An 18,216-nucleotide genomic window follows, 5' to 3' on the forward strand; every position below is an offset into this window, starting at 1 on the left:
CCGCCGCACACCCGTCGCAGCCGGGCGGCACCCTGCATGAGCGAATCAACGGCCAACTGCACGACGACACGCGGCTCATGCACGCGGGCCGCGACAGCGCGGCCTGGCACGGCTTCGTCAATCCGCCCGTCTATCACGCGTCGACCGTGCTCAGCCCGACGGTGTCCGATCTGCTGAACCGCACGCAGCCGTATATCTACGGCCGCCGCGGCACACCGACGACCGACGCGCTCGAGCGCGCGGTGACGAGCCTCGAAGGCGGCGCCGGTGCAGTGCTGTGCCCGTCGGGTTTGTCCGCGTGCACGCTTGCGCTGCTGTCGTGCCTGAAGCCTGGCGATCACCTGCTGATGACCGCGTCGGTCTACGGCCCGGTGCGTCATGCGTGCGAAGGCGTGCTCGCACGGCTCGGCGTCGAGACGACCTGGTACGACGGCAGCACGCCCGTCGCGGCCGCATTCCGTGCGAACACGCGCGCGCTGTACATCGAAGTGCCGGGTTCCTACACGTTCGACATGCACGATATCCCCGCGCTCGTCCGGCTTGCGCAGGCGCACGGCGCGCTGGTCATCGCGGACAACAGCTGGGCCACGCCCCTCTTCTTCCAGCCGCATGCATTCGGCATCGACCTGTCGATCCAGGCCGGCACCAAGTATCTGGTCGGGCATTCCGATGCGATGCTCGGCACCGTATCGGCCAGTGAACGCGCGTGGCCCGCGTTGAAGCAACTGCATGGCGATCTCGGACTGTGCGCAGGCCCCGACGACGTCTATCTCGCGCTGCGCGGGTTACGCACGCTCGGCGTGCGGCTGCGACAGCACCAGCGCAATGCGCTTGCGGTCGCGACCTGGCTTGAAGCGCGCCCCGAAGTGCAGCGCGTGCTGTATCCGGCCCTGCCCGGCGACGACGGACATGCACTGTGGCGCCGCGATTTCCGTGGCGCGTCGGGGTTGTTCTCGGTCGTGCTGCAGCCTGCATCGCCGCAAGCGGTTGAAGCATTTCTCGACCACCTCGGGCTGTTCGGGCTCGGCTATTCGTGGGGCGGCTACGAGAGCCTCGCGTTGCCGTTCGAACTGGACGCACACGGCCTCGCGGCACGCTGGCCGGCCGACAGCCGCGGCGTACGCCTGCATATCGGCCTCGAGGACCCGGACGACCTGATCGCCGATCTTGCGGCCGGTCTCGATCGCTATGCGGCGTGCGCGCGGCAGGCCACCGCTTGCGAGGATGCCGCGCGATGCTGACCGTCTGGGGCCGCCGCACGTCGTTCAACGTGCAGAAGGTGTTGTGGCTGATCGGCGAGCTGGGCGTGCCGTACCGGCACATCGCGGCCGGCGGCGAACACGGCTCGCTGCAGACGCCCGCGTTCGCGGCGCTGAATCCGACGTGCCGGATTCCGGTGATCGACTGGGATGGCGACGTCGTGTGGGAATCGCACACGATCCTGCGCTATCTCGCGGCGCGCGTGCCGAACAATCCATTCTGGTGCCGCGACGTGTTCGCCCGTTCGCGCGCGGAGCGCTGGATGGACTGGTCGCAGACCGCGCTCGAACCCGACGTGATGACCGGGCTGTTCTGGGCGCTCGTGCGAACGCCGCCCGAGCGGCGCGACGACGCGCTCGTGCGCGACAAGGCCGCACGCAGCGCGACGCATTTCCAGTTGCTCGACCGGCTGCTGTCGGCCCAGCCTTTCCTTGGCGGTGCGACGCCCGGCCTGGCCGACATTCCGGCCGGCGCGACGCTGTTCCGCTATTTCTCGCTCGACGTCGAGCGGCCGCCGTTGCCGCACGTCGAGGCCTGGTACGCACGCCTGTGCCGACGGCCCGCCTATCGCGAACAGGTGATGGTGTCGTTCGACGCATTGCGCGGCCAGCCGGGCTGACTGCCTGCGTGACGACTGTCACGGCCTCACGAACTCACGACCCTTTCAACACGACATGACGCACTCCGCCCTTCGTCCTATCCTGATCGTCCTGCATCGCGAGCAGTCGAGCCCTGGCCGGATCGGCCGGCTGCTGGCCGCCCGCGGCCATCCGCTCGACATTCGCCGTCCGCCGCTCGGCGATCCGCTGCCGGCGACGCTGGCCGACCATGCGGGCGCCGTGGTGTTCGGCGGTCCGATGAGCGCGAACGACGGCGATCGCTGGATTCAGGACGAGATCGACTGGATCGGCGTGCCGCTGCGCGAAGCCGCGCCCTTTCTCGGTGTCTGCCTCGGCGCGCAGATGATGATCCGCCACCTGGGCGGCCGCGTGAGCGCGCATTGTGACGGGCGCGCGGAAATCGGCTATTGGCCGATCGCCGCGACACCCGCCGGCCGGCGGCTCGGATCATGGCCGTCGCACGTCTACCAGTGGCATCGCGAGGGCTTCGAGCGCGTCGCCGGGCTCGAGATCCTCGCGACCGGCGAGCATTTCGAGAACCAGGCCGTCCGCTACGGGCCGCGCGCATATGGCGTCCAGTTCCATCCGGAAGTGAGCTATCCGATGATGCGGCGCTGGAGTACGGCCGCCGCGCACAAGCTGTCGGCGCCCGGTGCGCAGGATCTCGCGACGCAGGCACGTGAAGGCCGGCGGCACGACCGCGCGACGGCCGCGTGGCTCAGCGCGTTTCTCGACCGCTGGCTCGACGATGCACCCGCATCAGGTCGGCACCGTCACGTCGGAGATGCTGATCAGCCCCCACTCGACCGCACGCAGCACGGCTTCATGCCGACGTGACACGTTGAACTTGCGGCGGATGTTCATGAAGTGGAAATTGATGCACGACTCGGTCACGTTCAGGATGTGGCCGATTTCCCACGAGGTCTTGCCGGCCGCGTGCCAGCGCAGGCATTCGACTTCCCGCCGGCTGAGCCGCGGCACGCTGTCGGGCGGTGCATGGCAGCGCGTGCCGGCGATCGCTTCGCACGCGACGTCGCGCAGCAGCGTCAGCGCCGCGAGGTGGCGGTCGCAGTGCTCGCGCGTGGCGGCAAGCTCGTCCGTGCTCGCACACAACAGCATGCCGACTTCCCCCTTCGCGCCGCGCACGGGCAGCACGACGCCGCTGCGCATGCCGTACGCGGCCGCCGCTTCGTAACACGGGCGCTGCTCCGGCAGCGCGAACAGTGCGTCGTCCCAGACGAGCGGCAGTGCCGAACGGAAGCAATGCCGCAGCATCGGGTCGACGCGGTCGAACTGGCGCTGCCGGTACAGCGCCGTCCAGCCGGGCACGCCGCTGCTCCACTTGCGTGCGAGATCGAACGACGCGCCGGTAAACGGCAACACGATCAGCACGACCTTGTCGAACCCCATTCCGGCGGCTGCGTCGGTCATTCTCTGCCATGACGCGTCCGTGTCGCCGGGTACCAACCATTTCAGACAATCCAGTCCATTCATACAAGCCACCCCGTTCGTTTAGTTGGAATCTGCATTCAGGCGGACTTGCGCAATCGGTTCGAGACGTTGCGCGCGAACGGGCCGCGCTAGACCGCCTCAGCCAGACGTCGCCGGCCTGCCTGCTTCGCGTCGTCGAGCGAAGCCGTCACGTCGAACGGAATGCCGAACGCCTTTTCGATGCCGGACGCGTTCGCGATGGCCGCTTCACGTTCGGCCGGGTCCGGTTCGATCGTGATCAGCGCACGGCAGACCGCAGCGAGCGCGGCGCGGTTTTGCTTGAGCCACATGCCGCGTTCCTTGCGGTCGTCGTGCCCTTCATTGGGGCGGGCCGGCGGAAAGATCATGACAAACGGCTCGCCGTGCCGCATCAGCACATGCATGTCGTCGAGCCAGCGCTCCGCGTAGCCGGTGGATGCAATCGCGTCGTTGCGCACGACGACGAACGGAAATTCCGTGACGTCGAACACGGCGAGCGTCGTCAGGTCGGACGGCATGGCGCCAGCGTGGTGGGTAGGCATTGGGTCAACCTCCATCGAATTGAACAGCATGGGTTGGAACGGGCCGTGCAGCGCCCGCTTCATCGTTTCGCGGCGGCACCGGGGCCGAACGGCGGACGGGCGAGCCAGACCACCGCGATCACGGCGAGATACACGCAGCCGAGCGCGAACGAAATGTCGTTGAACGAGATCTGGTACGCCTGCGCGTCGACCAGGTTGCCCAGCAGCGTCGCCGCGCGTTGCGGATCGCCGCCGCCGAGCTGCGCGACTTCGGCCCGCACGGCCGGATCGAATGCGCTCACGTGCTCGCTGAGCTGCGCGTGGTGCACGATTGCGCGCCGGTCCCACAGGAACGACGTGATCGACACCGCGAAGCTCGCGCCGAGCGTGCGCAGGAACGTCGACAGGCCGGAGCCGGCAGCGATCTCGTCCGGCTTCAGGTCGGACAGCAGGATGCTGTTGATCGGCATGATGAACAGCGCGAGGCCGAGACCCTGCAGCAACTGGATCAGCGCGATGTGCGTGAAGTCGATGTCGGGCACGAAACCCGCGCGCAGGAACGACGACGTGCCGAGGATCGCGAATGCGCAGCACACGAGCACGCGCATGTTGAAGCGCGGCGCGTACTTGCCCATGAACGGCGTCATCAGCACCGGGATCACGCCCATCGGCGCGACGGCGAGCCCGGCCCAGAACGCCGTGTAGCCGAGCGTGCGCTGCAGCCATTGCGGCACGATCACGTTGACCGCGAAGAACGCCGAATACGCGAGCACGAGCGTCAGCGTGCCGGCCGCGAAATTGCGATGCGCGAAGAGCCGCAGGTTCACGATCGGGTTCGGTTCGTTGAGCTCCCAGATCAGGAACAGCGCGATGCCGAACGCGGCGACCACCGACATCACGACGATGAACGTCGAATTGAACCAGTCGGCTTCATTGCCCTTGTCGAGCACGATCTGCAGCGCACCGACGCCGACGATCAGCGCGGCGAGGCCGACATAGTCGACGCGCGCGGCAACCGTCGTCTCGACGCGTGCACGCATCTGGGCGAACACGCACATCGCGGCGAACACGCCGATCGGCAGGTTGATCAGGAACGCCCAGCGCCACGAATAATGCTCGGTGACCCAGCCGCCGAACACGGGCCCCGCGATCGGTGCGACGACGGTGACCATCGCGATCATCGATAGCGCGAAGCCGCGCCGCTGCGGCGGATAGATCGACAGCATCAACGCCTGCGTGGTCGGGATCATCGGCCCCGCCACCAGGCCCTGCAGCGCGCGGAACGCGATGAGTTGCGGCAGGTTCTGCGCGAGGCCGCACAGGAGCGACGCGAACGTGAACGCGAGCGTCGCCCACACGAACAGCCGCACCTGCCCGACGCGCTTGACGAGAAACCCGGTCAGCGGCAGCGCGATCGCGTTGCTGACCGAGAACGTCGTGACGACCCACGCGCTCTGCGTCGTGCTCACGCCGAAGTTGCCGGCGATCGTCGGCAGCGACACGTTCGCGACGGTGCCGTCCAGCACCTGCATGAAGACCGCGAGCGCGAGGCCGAAGGTCGTGAGCCCGACGCTCGACGGACGAAAGCCGCTGTCGGCGGCTGCCATCGGGCCGCTCATCGCACCGCCTCCGCGCGCACGGCCGCCGGCAGGTTCGCATGGATGACATCGGCGATCAGGCTGTCGGCGCGCGCGAGTTCGTCACGGTACACGTCGGTGCGGAATACCGGTGCGCGCTGTTCGCGATGCGACAGCATGGCGCCGCTGCGGTCGTGCTGGTCGACGCGTGCGTGCATCGACAGGCCGATGCGTAGCGGATGCGCGTCGAGCTGAGCCGGATCCGTCAGTTCGATGCGGACCGGCAGCCGCTGCACGATCTTGATCCAGTTGCCCGTTGCGTTCTGCGCAGGCAGCAGCGAGAACGCGCTGCCGGTGCCGACGCCGAGGCTCTGCACGCGGCCGGTATAGCGCACCGCGTCGCCGTACAGGTCGGCGGTCAATTCGACCGGCTGTCCGATTCGCATGTGTTCGAGCTGTTTCTCGGTGAAGTTCGCGTCGACCCACAGCTCGCGCAGCGGCACGACCGCAAGCAGCGGCACGCCGGGCGACACGCGCTGCCCGACCTGCACCGTCCGCTTCGCGACATAGCCGGTGACGGGCGCGACGACGTTGGTGCGTGCATGCGCGAGGTAGGCGGCCCTCAGCCGTTCGGCTGCGGCCTGCACATCCGGGTGCGACGCGACCGCGGTGTCGTCGATCAGCGCCTTGCTCGTCTGGTGCTGCTCGCTCAACGTCGCGAGCGTGCTTTGCGCGGCCGCGTATGCGCTTTGCGCCGACGTCAGCGTGTCGCGTGCATGCGCGAGTTCCTCGCGTGAAATCGCGCCGGAGCGGCCGAGATCCTCGCGGCGGCTGTAGTCGGCCTTCGCCTTGTCGAGTGCGGTGCGGCGCGTATCGAGTTCGGCGCGTGCGCCGTCGATGCTGTTCGCCAGCCCGCGCTCGTTGCTGTACAGGCCGCGCACCTTGCGCACCGTTGCCGCGAGATCGGCCTGCGCGGTCGCGAGCGCGATCTGCGCGTCGCTCGGGTCGAGACGGACGAGCGGCGTGCCGGCGCGTACGAGGTTGCCGTCGTCGGCGTCGATCGACACGACTGTGCCCGTCACCTGCGGCGTCAGCTCGACGACGTTGCCTTGCGCGTACGCGTTGTCGGTGGATTCGTACCAGCGGCCGACGATCACGTACCAGATGCCCCAGCCGATGATGCCGAGCGCGAACACGGCGATGAGCGCGCGCACCAGGTGCTTGCGCCGCGCCGGCGGTGGCGGCGTCGCGGGCGCGGCACCGCCCGGTGCCGGTTGTGGGCGGGCATCAGGCCCACCTGGCCCGCCCGGCGCGCGCGGCGCAGCGGTGTGGTCGGCCGCCGGCTGCTGGCGGGCGCTGGCGGGATCGGCGGTGGCGGGTCGCGCGGGAGTCTGCAGGGAGTTGTCGCTGCTCATGGTTCGATGTCAAGGACGTTGGGAAGGAGTGGCGGCAAGCGCGGCGTCGTCCGGCTCGGCGCGGAAGCCGCCGCCGAGCGCGGCGACGAGCTGCAGCGACTGGTCCGCGCGCTGCGCGCGCAGCGCGGCGACCTCGCGGCTCGCGACCAGCAGTTGCTGGCGCACGACGAGCGCGTCGAGGTAGCTGCCGACGCCGGCGCGGTAGCGCGCGTCCGCGAGCCGCCACGCATCGGTGGCGGAGTCGAACGCGCGCTGCTGCGCGTCCGTTTGCACCGCAAGCGAATGCAGCCGGTGCAGATCGTCGGCCACCTCGCCGATCGCACCGATCAGCGTCTTGTTGTAGCCGGCGACCGCGAGGTCGTATTGCGCGTCGCGCCTGCGCAGCACGCCGCGCCGTTCGCCGCCGTCGAAGATCGGCAGGCTCACGGCCGGGCTGGCGTTGTAGGTGCGCGACGCGGCCTGGAACAGCGAGGCGCCGCCGCGCGTCGCGAGCCCGATCAGCGCGGTGAGACTGACGTTGGGCAGGAAATCCGCACGGGCGGCCGCGACGTTGCGGCTGGCCGCCTCGACCCGCCAGCGCGCGGCGACGAGGTCGGCGCGCCGGCCGAGCAGCGCGGCCGGCAGGTCGGCCGGCACGGCGAGCGCGGCGGCCGGCAGCGGCGCGGGCCGCACCAGCGCAAGGCCGCGATCGGGGCCCGCGCCGAGCAGGATCGCGAGCGCGATGCGCGCACTGTCGATCGCCTGCGCGGCGCGGGCCTGCTCGCGCGTCGCGGCCGCGACTTCGCTTTCCGCCTGGCGCTGCTGCGCGACGTTGTCGATGCCTTTCGTGACGCGCTGTCGTGTGAGCGTGAGCGCTTCGTCCGCGCGCTCGTATTCGGCCCGCGCGACGTCCTGCTGATCGAATGCGTACGCGAGATTCACATAGGCGCGCGCAACGTTGACCGACAGCAGCACGCGTGCGGCCTGCGCATCGATTTGCGCGGCGCGCGCTTCGCCGAGCGCGGCTTCCCACGCCGCACGGCGGCCGCCCCACAGATCGAGATCCCAGCTCAGGCCGAGATTGATCTCGCGCGTGTGGCTGAAGAAGCCACCGCCCTCGCCCGACGAAAACTGGGTGCCGGACAGCCGCTCGGCCTTCGCGCTCCCGCGGCCGACGAGATGTGGCAGCCGCGCGGCCTGCGCTTCGATCACCAGCGCCTGCGCTTCGCGTGCGCGTGCATCGGCGGTCGCGAGATCGGGGTTGCCGGCGAGCGCCTCGTCGATCAGCGCACTCAGTTGCGCATCATTCAGCGCGCGCCACCAGTCGGCAGCCGGCCAGTCGGTAGCCGGCACCTGAGCGAGGCTGCGCGTGGCTGCGAGCGTATCGGCGCTGCGCAGCGTGCCGGCCGGCGCGAGCCCGTCGCGGCTCGCGCACGCGCCGAGCACGACGAGCGCCGCGGCGACGGCGATTCGCGACATGACGCGCAGTGCGCCGGCATCGCGTGTCCAGGGAGCAAGTGCTGCATGCATCGCATTCCTCTACTTCGTATCGGTTTGAACACGACATGCATTGTTGGACGCTCCCGGACAAAGCTGATAATGTTGTTTAGACAAAAAATAATGAATTCCGGCCATGCCCATCCGAGACGTTTCTCCACCACGCACCGTGCAGCGCGCCGACTCCGATCCGAGCGAGCGTGAGGACGGCCCGTCGCTGATCGCCGTCTGGGGCGAGGACGACGGCCGCAACACGTACCGGCTCGGCACCCGCGAGGTCGACTGGCACAGCCATCTGCGCGGCCAGGTGTTCTGCGTGGAAAGCGGTTTCGCGCACGTGCGCACGCCGCACGGTTCGTGGCTGCTGCCGCCGCATCGCGCGGGCTGGATTCCGCCGGGCGAGCAGCACAAGGTCAGCATCAGCGGTGCGTTGAGCGGCTGGAGCGTCGTGATCACACCGGCCGCGAGCCGGCGGATGCCGGGCCAGCCGTGCGTGATCGCAATCACCGAGCTGATGCGCGCGCTCGTGCGGCGCGCGGTGTCGTGGGCCGACCAGGATCGGCTCGACATCGAGCAGGCGCGCATCAGTGTCGTGCTGCTCGACGAGATGCGTCGCGCGCCGCATGAGCCGCTGCACCTGCCGATGCCGCGTGACCGGCGGCTGCTGCGCATCGCCAACGCGATCCTCGGGCAGCCGCACGACAGCCGCACGCTCGAAGCGTGGGCAGAATGGGCCGGGCTGTCCGCCCGCACGCTGAGCCGGCTGTTCGTCGCGGAAACCGGCACGAGCTTCGCGCAATGGCGTCAGCAGGCGCGCCTGACGCACGCGCTCGAACGTCTCGCGAGCGGCGACAGCGTCGCCAACATCGCCGACGCGCTGGGCTATGCGACGCCGAGCAACTTCATCGCGATGTTCCGCCGCGCGTTCGGCGATTCGCCCGCGCACTACTTCGCGAAGCGCAGGCAGCCGTAGCGCAGTACGGCGCTACCCCGCCCCTATCACCCCTGCCAGTACAGCATCGGCATCGACGTCGCTATAGTCGCTGCGTGACCGACCGGTCGGTCGCTCAATGTGATTTGTGGAGGGTGTCGATGTCGAATGCCGTTGTATCGGACCACACGCCGATCGTCTCCGAGCAGCAGCTCGCCGATCATCTGGCCGCCGGCTGCAAGCCGGCCGCGCAGTTCCGGATCGGTACCGAGCACGAGAAGTTCGTCGTCGCGCGTGCGACGCACGCAGCCGCGCCTTATGACGGGCCGTCGGGGATCGCCGCAGTGCTCGCGCGGCTGCAAGGCGACGGCACGCCGATCGTCGATGCCGGGCGGATCGTCGGCGTGATCCAGCGCGACGGCGCGGCGATCTCGCTCGAGCCGGCCGGCCAGCTCGAATTGTCGGGCGCGCCGCTCGATACGCTGCACGGCACGCATGCCGAACTGCATGCGCATCTCGCCGCGGCCCGCGACGCGTGCGAGCCGCTCGGCCTGCGCTGCGCGCCGCTGGGTTTTCACCCTCACCTTGCGCGCGCGGCACTGCCGTGGATGCCGAAGCAGCGTTACGGGATCATGCAGCGCTATATGCCGCGCGTCGGGACGCGCGGGCTCGACATGATGCAGCGCACCTGCACCGTGCAGGTCAACCTCGATTTCGCGTCGGAAAGCGATATGGCGCGCAAGATGCGCGTGTCGCTCGCGCTGCAGCCCGTTGCGACCGCGCTGTTCGCGAATTCGCCGTTCTCCGAAGGCCGGCCGACCGGCCTGCTGTCGACGCGCGCACATACGTGGCTCGACACCGACGAGGATCGCTGCGGGGCGCCCGCGTTGTTCCTGTCGCGCAGCTTCGGTTTCGAGCGCTACGTGAGCTGGCTGCTCGACAACGTGCCGATGTATTTCGTGCGGCGCGGTGATCGCTACACGGATGCGACCGGCTGGACGTTCCGCGATTTCATGCGGCGGCGCATCCCGCATCTCGAGGGCGACACGCCGACGCTAGGCGATTTCGCCGACCATCTGACGACGGTGTTCACCGAAGTCCGGCTGAAGCGCTATCTCGAGATGCGCGGTGCGGATGCGGGCTCGCCGGCCATGATGGTCGCGCTGTCCGCGTTCTGGACCGGCCTGCTGTACGATCCGGCCGCGCTGTCGGACGCGGAGACGCTGGCCGCCGCGATCGACCGCGGCGCGCTGCTGACCTTGCGGCGCGACGTGCCGCGTTTCGGGCTCGGCGCGTCGGTCGACGGCCGCCCGTTGCGCGCGTTCGCGGCCGAAGCGCTGGCGATCGCGCATCGCGGCCTGCGCGCGCGGGCACGCAGGGATGCGGCCGGCCGCGACGAATCCGTGTATCTCGCGCCGCTCGACGAGATCGTCGCCGGTGCGCCGACCCAGGCCGAGCACTGGCTCGCCCGCTATCGCGATGCGTGGGCCGGCGACGCGACACGGATCTACGACGAAGCCGAAATCTGACCGTGCTGCGCCGGGCCGCTCACGCGCAGCACGCGAGCAGCGGCTCGTGCGCGAACTCGAGATCCGGCGCCGGCGCATGGCCCCGCCGTCGCGCACGTACCGCGTGCGCGAGCGTCTCGAGGAGCTGCGTGGTATCGGCAAACGACACGCACGCGTCGGTGATGCTCTGCCCGTAGCGCAGCGGCATGCCGGGCACGAGATCCTGGCGCCCTTCGATCAGGTTCGACTCGATCAGCACACCGACGATGCGCGTGTCGCCGGCCGCGACCTGCGCGGCCACGGCCGTGCCGACACCCAGCTGATTGCGGAACTGGCGGCGGCTGTTGCCGTGGCTGACGTCAATCATCACGCGCGGTGCGCATTGCGCGGCCGCCATGCGCTCGCATGCGGCATTCACGGCGGCCGCATCGAAATTCGGTTCGCGTCCGCCGCGCAGCACGACGTGCGTATGCGGATTACCGGGCGATGCCGTCGCGCATAGCCGGCCGCCTGCGTCGACCGACAGGAAGCGATGCGCTCGCGAGGCCGCGCACATCGCATCGACGGCCACCTGGACATTGCCGTCGGTGCCGTTCTTGAAGCCGATCGGGATCGGCAGCGACGACGCCAGCTCGCGATGCACCTGCGATTCCACGGTGCGTGCGCCGATCGCGCCCCATGCGACCAGGTCGGCCAGATAGCGCGGCGACAGCGGATCGAGAAACTCGGTCGCCGCCGGCATTTCCGCCCCGTTGATGTCGCACAGCAGCGCGCGTGCCGTATGCAGCCCCGCGTCGATCCGTTCGGTGCCGTCCAGCAGCGGGTCGTTGATAAGCCCTTTCCAGCCGACCGTCGTGCGCGGCTTCTCGAAGTACACGCGCATCACGATTTCCAGCTCGTCCGCGAAGCGCGCGCGTTGCAGCGCGAGCCGCGCCGCATAGTCGCGCGCTGCGGCCGGATCGTGCACCGAGCACGGGCCGGCGATGACCACGAGACGGTCGTCCGTGCCGTTCAGCACGTCGACGATCGCGTGGCGAGCCGCATGAACCGTGCGCGACGCACGCAGCGCAGGCTGCAGCGTGCCGGCCAGATCCGCGGGGGACGGCAAATGCAGCACGGTGTCACGGTTTGTCGTCCAGGTATTCGCATGCATGGGGACTGCCCTCCTGTCGATAATTCGGTGGATTTTTTACTACAGCGCGACTGTATTGAATGGTTCTTTCCATGCGCAACTAACATATTTACCAGTTTCTAATTCATAACCTTATGAATGACGGAAATAAGCGAGGCGACCGGAAGTCGAGGCATTGGTTTCGCTTGTTTTCGAGATGCTTGGCAGGCGGGAAAATCGATTTTTAATGGGGGATGCTGGAGCGCTTCGTCAGGTTTGGACTACAGAGCGCACGCCTTCCGCAGCGGATCGCTATTCGTTCTGATAGTGGCGTCCCGATAGGGGTTCGATTAATTTTCAAATTCCTGACAGTCCAATCAGGATCAAATAATTAAATCAATCAACCCAGTCATTGCGGAGAACCACCATGTCGAAACGTCATTACGAAACGCCCATCCACGTCAAGTATCGCGATACGGATTCGATGGGGCATGTGAGCAGTCCCGTCTATTACGACTATCTGCAGCATTCGTACCTCTGCTAGATGTTCGATCTCCTCGGCCTGCCGCGAAGCGACAAGCTGCCGCACATCATGGTGAAGACGCAGTGCGAGTACCTCGCACCGGCGCAATTCGGCGACAACCTGACGATCCGGTCGAGCATCGTGCGCTTCGGCAGCAAGAGCTTCGATCTCGAACACCTGATGGAGCGCGACGACCAGACCATCGTCGCGCGCGGGATGTCGACGCACGTGATGTTCGATTACGCGAACAACACGACGCAGGCCGTGCCCGACGAGTTCAAGGCACGCGTGCTCGAATTCCAGGGTTCGCTGTGATGCGGGCGCGCCATTTCGGGGGCGACACGTGAGCGCCACGGTGGCGCGCGCCCGGCGCCGGATCGGTGCGATCGTCGAGCGCCGTGACGATCGCGCGATCGTCATCGTCCGGCATGCCGCGCAGGCGTTGCTCGAGCCGGCCGCGCTCGACCGGCACCGCGCGCTCGTCAGCCGCCACGAGGATGAGCTCGAGGTGCTGCTGCAGCCGTGCGGGGGCGCACACGACGGCGTGCGGCCGCTGCTCGGGCGGTTGCGGGATGCCGGCGTGACCGTCGCGCTCGACGCGGCGACGCTCGCTCACGACGCGTCGCTGCTCGAGTTCGCGAGCTGGGTCACGCAGTGCGCGACGCCCGGCGACACGGCGGAGCCGCGCGACGACGCAACCGTACCGGGCGGAGGGCTGTTCTGCGGCCTGGTCGTGCGATGGCGCGACCTGCGCAACGGGTGGCGGCGGCCTGAACGCGATGAGGCGCCCGAACGTACGCCGCAAACCATCGCGGCGGATGCGGCCGAGCATATCGCGGGCGGCGATCCGGACGGACAGGTGCTCGGCGCGCTGCTCGACGCCGACGACTCGGCCACCGGCGCCGCGCTCGACACGCTGTCGGACGCGGTGCGCGCGCGGCGGATCAGTGCGGCGACGCGGGCCGGCTGGCCGCTCGCGCGGCGGCTATGAGCGCCGTCGTCGCGGCGCCCGACGCACGCGCCCTGCCCGCGCGTGCGTTCCTGGTCGGCATGATGGGCGCTGGCAAATCGACGCTCGGCCGCGCGCTCGCGGCATCGCTCGGCTGGACGTTTGCCGATAGTGACGAGGAGATCGAGCGGCGCACCGGCCGCCCGGTCGCCGCGCTGTTCGACACGGTCGGTGAAGGCGGCTTTCGATTGCTCGAAACGCAAATCGTCGACGAACTGACGCAGCGCCCGAACGTCGTCGTGGCGACCGGCGGGGGCGCGGTGCTGAATCCGCGCAGCCGCGCGCGCTTGAGCGAGCGCGGCTGCGTGATCTACCTGCATGCGGATCCGGATGTGCTGTGGCGTCGCACGCGCGATGACACCCGCCGGCCGCTGCTGCAGGCGGCCGACCCGCGGCAGACGCTCGCCGCGTTGTACCGCATGCGCGACCCGCTGTATCGCGAATGTGCGCATGCGCTCGTCGACACGACCTCGCAGGATGTCGCGCGCGCGACGGCCGACGTGTTGACGGTGCTGCTGGCACGGATCAACGCGCCGGATGGGAGGCGTGCACGTCGCATGTTCGCTTCCCTGCCCTCGAATCGATGACGACACGCATGAAGGCGGCCCGGACGTCGGGCGTCAGACACGTTTTCGAAACGTCGGGTTTGGATTTTAAATCGCGCTGTTATGATAAGAAAAGTTATCTTGATAGATTCAAAAACTTTTGCATCATGCCTGTCTTTCTGGCTTCACCATGGCCTGCGCCTGCCAAGATTCGCGCCAAGATCACATAGCAGCCCCACTAGCGGTGCTCACGGGATCGCAACGACGTTAAGATCGGGCCACTCACTCACCGAAACCTCGCCCGATGCGACTTTTCCTCTTGATCGCCGTGACAGCACTGCTCGCGGCCTGTAACCATGTCCCACGGGCGGCCACAAAGGTGACGCCGCCAGCACCTGGCGCGGACGGCGTCCGGACAGCCCTGATCGACGATTTTGTGAAGCGGTTGGCCGATGTCGCGAATTCCGGAGAGATGTTCGACGTCGATGCGACGATGCACCGGCTCGATCTGCGCTACCGCGCGGTCAACATCGATAGCACCCCGTTCGCGCCAAACTGCCATGTCGACTGCGAGTCCAGAAGGATCAACCGCACGACCGTCGCCGCGGATACGCCAAGCTGGTACCAACCCACCCAATTCGCATGGATATCGAGCGCATCGACCGCGAATGCAGCTCCTCCACCGACGTTCGAATATACCGTCGATCACCCACCGCAGGACACGACGCATGCCATGCTGAAATTCACGTCCTTGCAGCGGTTCGCCTGTATCACCGAGGCTGATGTCGTTCATGCACTGCCCACCGCTCGTCAGACTGGCGGCAGTATCGGCGCACCGTTCGCCATCAAGCTTTTCGGGACACAGGGGCTAACCAACGACAATTTCGGCACGTGGCTCACCTTCTGGTTCGACCGAGATTCGTCATGTGCGCTAGAGGTCAAGATCGAACAAGATCAGAAGCAGGGAATGCGGTTCAAGCGGGCCGTGTGGAATCACGACCTATGTGTCGCTGAAGAACAGCATGACTATTGTGTGGCACATGGTGGCCTCGATATCAGCGCAGCCGACCTGAAAGGCATCGATGCCTACGTGGACGCGCATTGCCCAACGATCCACGCAATGTACTTGAAGGAGCCGCACACCGGTCAGCCGCCGCCGAGCGGGCGGGTCGGAAACTGGAATCGCCGGAATCCATGCGGTTTTTAGCGGGTGGTCGCCGGCACTGGGTTGTCGCGATCGCATTCAAGGTTGGCAAAGCACGGCGGCTCAACCGTGCCCACGTTGACAATAGCTGGGATACGACCTGATCGACCGGAAGACGCGGCCGTCGGCAATGACAGCGCAGCGCAGCGCGGTTCAGTCACGAATATCACGGGCGTTTCGGCCAGCCTCCCGGTGAAAACACCGAACTCGTGCAGCTAGGCGACACCGCGTCAATGGCCGGCCACGGATCGTCCAGTCCACGCCTCCACGTGCTGACCGGCCGTGCCGACCTGAGACAACCGCCCCTCCCCCGCATTTGTTCCCCCGACGCAAGACTGTTGCTCCACGGTGGGTGTTCGAGATTGCAACCGGCGCGCCTACAGTTCGCCCATCGGATTCACGGATCCGGTCGGCACCGAAGCCGAGAACCCTTCACTTATCGAGGCAAATCATGAGCGCATCCAAAGTCATCATCGTCACCGGCGCATCGCAAGGCATCGGCGCGGCAACCGTCGAAGCATTCCGGGCCCGCGGCCATCGCGTCGTCGCCACGTCACGTTCGATCGGGCCGTCGAACGATCCCGATCTCGTCACCGTCGCGGGCGACATCGGCGACGCGGCCGTCGCGCGGCGCGTGGTCGACGCCGCCATCGAACGGTTCGGCCGCGTCGACACGCTCGTCAACAACGCCGGGATCTTCATCGCGAAGCCGTTCACGCAGTACACCGCCGACGACTACGCGCAGATCACGAGCGTCAACCTGAACGGCTTCTTCCACGTCACGCAGCATGCGATCGCCGCGATGCAGAAGCACGGCGGCGGCCACGTGGTCAGCATCACGACGAGCCTGGTCGATCACGCGAACAGCAACGTGCCGTCGGTGCTCGCGTCGTTGACGAAAGGCGGATTGAATGCGGCGACGAAGTCGCTCGCGATCGAGTATGCGAAGGCCGGCATTCGCGTGAATGCGGTGTCGCCCGGCATCATCAAGTCGCCGATGCATGCGCCCGAAACGCATGCGACGCTCGCGTCGCTGCATCCGGTCGGCCGCATGGGCGAGATGAGCGACATCGTCGACGCGATCCTGTACCTGGATTCGGCACCGTTCGTCACGGGCGAAATCCTGCATGTCGACGGCGGCCAGAGCGCCGGGCATTGAGTCGCGGCATCGAACCCGCGAGCCGGCGAGCCTATCGGGAAGCGCCGGCCCGTTTGGCGCGTGTCCCGACCGCAGGCCTGGCGGGCGCGTGCGCCAGATGCTCGATGAGGAAGTCGACGAACACGCGCACGCGCGACGACAGAAAGCGCGCATGCGGATACAGCAGCATGAACGGCCGCGACCGGCCGCCAAGGCCGGGCAGCACTTCCACGAGCGTGCCGGCGTGCAGATCCTGCTCGACGATGAAGCGATAGGTCTGGAACAGCCCCGCCCCGCTGCGCGCGAGCGTCACACCGGCAAGGTAGTCGCCCGACGTACCGTAGCTGCCGGTCGTCGCGACGTCGATTTCCTCCGATCCATCGTTGAACAGCCAGGGAATCCGCCGCCCGCTGCTCGGCAGCTCGAACTGGACGCATTCGTGCGCATGCAGATCGTCGATGGCGGCCGGCATGCCCGCGCGCTTCAGGTAGCCGGGCGTCGCGACGACCACGAGTTCGGCGTCCTCCAGCTTGCGTGCGACCAGGTTCGAATCGGCCGGCGCGCTTCCGCGGATCGCGAGATCGTAGCCTTCCTCGGCGAAGTCGATGTTGCGGTTGCTCAGGTGGGTTTCGACACGCACGTCCGGATACCGCTCGCGAAACGCCGGTAGCAGCGGCAGCACGCGATAGTGCCCGTACGGCGTCGGCATGCTGATCCGCAGCAAGCCGGCGGGCGTGGCCTGCTGGCCGGTCGCCTCGCGTTCCGCGTCGACGAGTTGCGACAGCGCGTCGCGACATTGTTCGAAATAGCGGCGGCCGGAATCGGTCAGGCGGATCTGGCGTGTCGTGCGCACGAACAGCCGCACGCCGAGCCGCTCCTCGAGCCTCGCCACCGACCGGCTGACCGCGGCCGGCGTGACGCTCGCCGCGTTGGCCGCCAGCGTGAAGCTGCCGAGTTCTGCGGCGAGACAGAACAGCTCGATGCTGCCGAGCAGCAGATCGTCGAATTGTCGTTGCATGGGGCGGTTCCTGCCGACTCCGGCGTGTGGCGCGCGATGGAGCCGAGTGTGCATGAATCTCGTGCGGGAAACCAGCGGGTACGCATCGCGCGATTCGTTACACCGCGTCGTGAATCAATTGCTCCGCTGACATTTACCGGCCTCGGCCGCATGACTACAGTGACTCACAGGCAGCACCGATATCCCGAACCCATTTCCCGCAAGGAGCACGACATGACCGTCGAACAGAAACTGGCCGACCTCGGCCTCGCGTTACCCGAACCGCCGAACCCGCTCGGCAGCTATACGGCCATCAGCGAAGCCGGCAACCTGCTGTTCGTCTCTGGACAACTGCCGCTCGTCGACGGCAAGGTCGCCTTTACCGGCCGCGTCGGCGAGCAGTTGAGCGTCGACGAAGGCAAGCATGCCGCCCGGCTCGCGGCGCTGAATGTACTCGCGCAGATCCGCCGGCACCTGGGCGGGTTCGAGCGCCTGCGCAAGATCGTGCGCGTCGAGGGGCACGTGAGTTCGGCCGACGGCTTTTTCGGGCAGCCGGCCGTGATCGACGGCGCGTCGGACCTGTTCGCCGCCGTGCTGGGCGGCAAGGCCGGCCATGCGCGCTCGGCGTTCTCCCAGCGCCAGTTGCCGGCCGACGCGGCCGTGATCCTCGTCGTGATCGCCGAGATCGACACGGCGTGACTAATCGGCCGCCCCGCGGGGCGGCCAGCCAATTCCGGGGCATATTCGCCCGCCCTGCCCGGATTTGTTACTCCTCGAATATCAGGGATCGATCGCCGGAAAGCCTTGCCCGGCAAAGCTGTACACGTTCCAGATACATTGAAATACAAAATATCGCATGCGATCTAATCGAATGCGCTTGACTCGGGTGCTCGTCTCGACGAAACTCCATC

Annotated in this window: 18 protein-coding genes; 11 read left to right on the top strand and 7 right to left on the bottom strand. The window is 67.6% G+C overall.

Annotated elements, in window-relative coordinates:
- The first annotated feature begins 77 nt into the window (after positions 1 to 77).
- The 3 genes from metC to BCO18175_RS06255 are packed head-to-tail and all read left to right on the top strand — an operon-like array spanning position 78 to position 2,717.
- Complete coding sequence (gene metC / locus BCO18175_RS06245) at positions 78 to 1,241, top strand: cystathionine beta-lyase (protein ID WP_438820486.1); 1,164 nt, start codon at positions 78 to 80, stop codon at positions 1,239 to 1,241.
- On the top strand, positions 1,235 to 1,879 hold the full coding sequence (locus BCO18175_RS06250; protein WP_174974806.1) for a glutathione S-transferase family protein: 645 nt from the start codon (positions 1,235 to 1,237) through the stop codon (positions 1,877 to 1,879). The genes metC and BCO18175_RS06250 overlap by 7 nt, the downstream gene beginning before the upstream one ends.
- 55 nt (positions 1,880 to 1,934) lie before the next feature.
- Positions 1,935 to 2,717: a glutamine amidotransferase gene (locus BCO18175_RS06255; protein WP_174974807.1), complete on the top strand. Its 783-nt coding sequence runs from the start codon at positions 1,935 to 1,937 to the stop codon at positions 2,715 to 2,717.
- Here the strand turns inward: BCO18175_RS06255 and BCO18175_RS06260 are convergent.
- From BCO18175_RS06260 to BCO18175_RS06280, 5 genes are all read right to left on the bottom strand, one after another.
- On the bottom strand, positions 2,640 to 3,374 hold the full coding sequence (locus BCO18175_RS06260) for an autoinducer binding domain-containing protein (protein WP_080982137.1): 735 nt from the start codon (positions 3,372 to 3,374) through the stop codon (positions 2,640 to 2,642). The two genes, BCO18175_RS06255 and BCO18175_RS06260, sit on opposite strands and share 78 nt — an antisense overlap.
- Before the next feature lie 86 nt (positions 3,375 to 3,460).
- Positions 3,461 to 3,955, bottom strand: a complete 495-nt coding sequence (locus BCO18175_RS06265; protein ID WP_254607975.1) for a hypothetical protein — start codon at positions 3,953 to 3,955, stop codon at positions 3,461 to 3,463.
- Positions 3,952 to 5,490 carry a DHA2 family efflux MFS transporter permease subunit gene (locus tag BCO18175_RS06270; RefSeq protein ID WP_174974811.1) on the bottom strand — a complete coding sequence of 513 codons (1,539 nt, stop codon included), beginning with the start codon at positions 5,488 to 5,490 and terminating at the stop codon, positions 3,952 to 3,954. The genes BCO18175_RS06265 and BCO18175_RS06270 overlap by 4 nt, the downstream gene beginning before the upstream one ends.
- Positions 5,487 to 6,863: an HlyD family efflux transporter periplasmic adaptor subunit gene (locus tag BCO18175_RS06275; RefSeq protein ID WP_174979914.1), complete on the bottom strand. Its 1,377-nt coding sequence runs from the start codon at positions 6,861 to 6,863 to the stop codon at positions 5,487 to 5,489. The genes BCO18175_RS06270 and BCO18175_RS06275 overlap by 4 nt, the downstream gene beginning before the upstream one ends.
- A gap of 9 nt (positions 6,864 to 6,872) precedes the next feature.
- Positions 6,873 to 8,321, bottom strand: a complete 1,449-nt coding sequence (locus tag BCO18175_RS06280) for an efflux transporter outer membrane subunit (RefSeq protein ID WP_254607976.1) — start codon at positions 8,319 to 8,321, stop codon at positions 6,873 to 6,875.
- Positions 8,322 to 8,475: 154 nt separating this feature from the next.
- On the opposite strand from BCO18175_RS06280, the gene BCO18175_RS06285 reads away from it, so the two are divergent.
- Both BCO18175_RS06285 and BCO18175_RS06290 read left to right on the top strand, forming a co-directional pair.
- Positions 8,476 to 9,312: an AraC family transcriptional regulator gene (locus BCO18175_RS06285; RefSeq protein WP_174918959.1), complete on the top strand. Its 837-nt coding sequence runs from the start codon at positions 8,476 to 8,478 to the stop codon at positions 9,310 to 9,312.
- Positions 9,313 to 9,431: 119 nt separating this feature from the next.
- The gene (locus tag BCO18175_RS06290) at positions 9,432 to 10,799 is read left to right on the top strand and encodes a glutamate--cysteine ligase (RefSeq protein ID WP_174979916.1); all 1,368 of its coding nucleotides are present in this window, start codon (positions 9,432 to 9,434) and stop codon (positions 10,797 to 10,799) included.
- 19 nt (positions 10,800 to 10,818) lie between these two features.
- Here the strand turns inward: BCO18175_RS06290 and BCO18175_RS06295 are convergent, their stop codons facing one another.
- Positions 10,819 to 11,931: a 3-deoxy-7-phosphoheptulonate synthase gene (locus tag BCO18175_RS06295; protein WP_174979917.1), complete on the bottom strand. Its 1,113-nt coding sequence runs from the start codon at positions 11,929 to 11,931 to the stop codon at positions 10,819 to 10,821.
- 502 nt (positions 11,932 to 12,433) lie between these two features.
- Between BCO18175_RS06295 and BCO18175_RS06300 the strand changes: the two genes are divergently transcribed.
- The 5 genes from BCO18175_RS06300 to BCO18175_RS06320 all read left to right on the top strand — a co-directional run bounded on the left by BCO18175_RS06300 (position 12,434) and on the right by BCO18175_RS06320 (position 16,329).
- The gene (locus BCO18175_RS06300) at positions 12,434 to 12,727 is read left to right on the top strand and encodes an acyl-CoA thioesterase (RefSeq protein WP_254607977.1); all 294 of its coding nucleotides are present in this window, start codon (positions 12,434 to 12,436) and stop codon (positions 12,725 to 12,727) included.
- 28 nt (positions 12,728 to 12,755) lie between these two features.
- Positions 12,756 to 13,403, top strand: a complete 648-nt coding sequence (locus tag BCO18175_RS06305; RefSeq protein ID WP_174979918.1) for a hypothetical protein — start codon at positions 12,756 to 12,758, stop codon at positions 13,401 to 13,403.
- The gene (locus BCO18175_RS06310) at positions 13,400 to 14,008 is read left to right on the top strand and encodes a shikimate kinase (RefSeq protein ID WP_174969054.1); all 609 of its coding nucleotides are present in this window, start codon (positions 13,400 to 13,402) and stop codon (positions 14,006 to 14,008) included. Before BCO18175_RS06305 ends, BCO18175_RS06310 begins: the two co-directional genes overlap by 4 nt.
- A 262-nt stretch (positions 14,009 to 14,270) precedes the next feature.
- Positions 14,271 to 15,173 carry a hypothetical protein gene (locus BCO18175_RS06315; protein WP_174979919.1) on the top strand — a complete coding sequence of 301 codons (903 nt, stop codon included), beginning with the start codon at positions 14,271 to 14,273 and terminating at the stop codon, positions 15,171 to 15,173.
- A 448-nt stretch (positions 15,174 to 15,621) separates the two neighbouring features.
- On the top strand, positions 15,622 to 16,329 hold the full coding sequence (locus BCO18175_RS06320) for an SDR family NAD(P)-dependent oxidoreductase (RefSeq protein ID WP_174918953.1): 708 nt from the start codon (positions 15,622 to 15,624) through the stop codon (positions 16,327 to 16,329).
- Between the two features lie 31 nt (positions 16,330 to 16,360).
- On the opposite strand, the gene BCO18175_RS06325 is transcribed toward BCO18175_RS06320, so the two are convergent.
- Positions 16,361 to 17,326 (bottom strand): LysR family transcriptional regulator, encoded by a 966-nt coding sequence (locus BCO18175_RS06325; RefSeq protein WP_174979920.1) that lies wholly within the window; start codon positions 17,324 to 17,326, stop codon positions 16,361 to 16,363.
- Positions 17,327 to 17,539: 213 nt separating this feature from the next.
- Here BCO18175_RS06325 and BCO18175_RS06330 point away from each other — a divergent pair, with 213 nt between their 5' ends.
- On the top strand, positions 17,540 to 18,004 hold the full coding sequence (locus BCO18175_RS06330; protein ID WP_174979921.1) for a RidA family protein: 465 nt from the start codon (positions 17,540 to 17,542) through the stop codon (positions 18,002 to 18,004).
- Positions 18,005 to 18,216 lie beyond the last annotated feature (212 nt).

Origin of the sequence: Burkholderia lata (genome assembly GCF_902499335.1) — a bacterium.
Lineage (GTDB): Bacteria > Pseudomonadota > Gammaproteobacteria > Burkholderiales > Burkholderiaceae > Burkholderia > Burkholderia lata_B.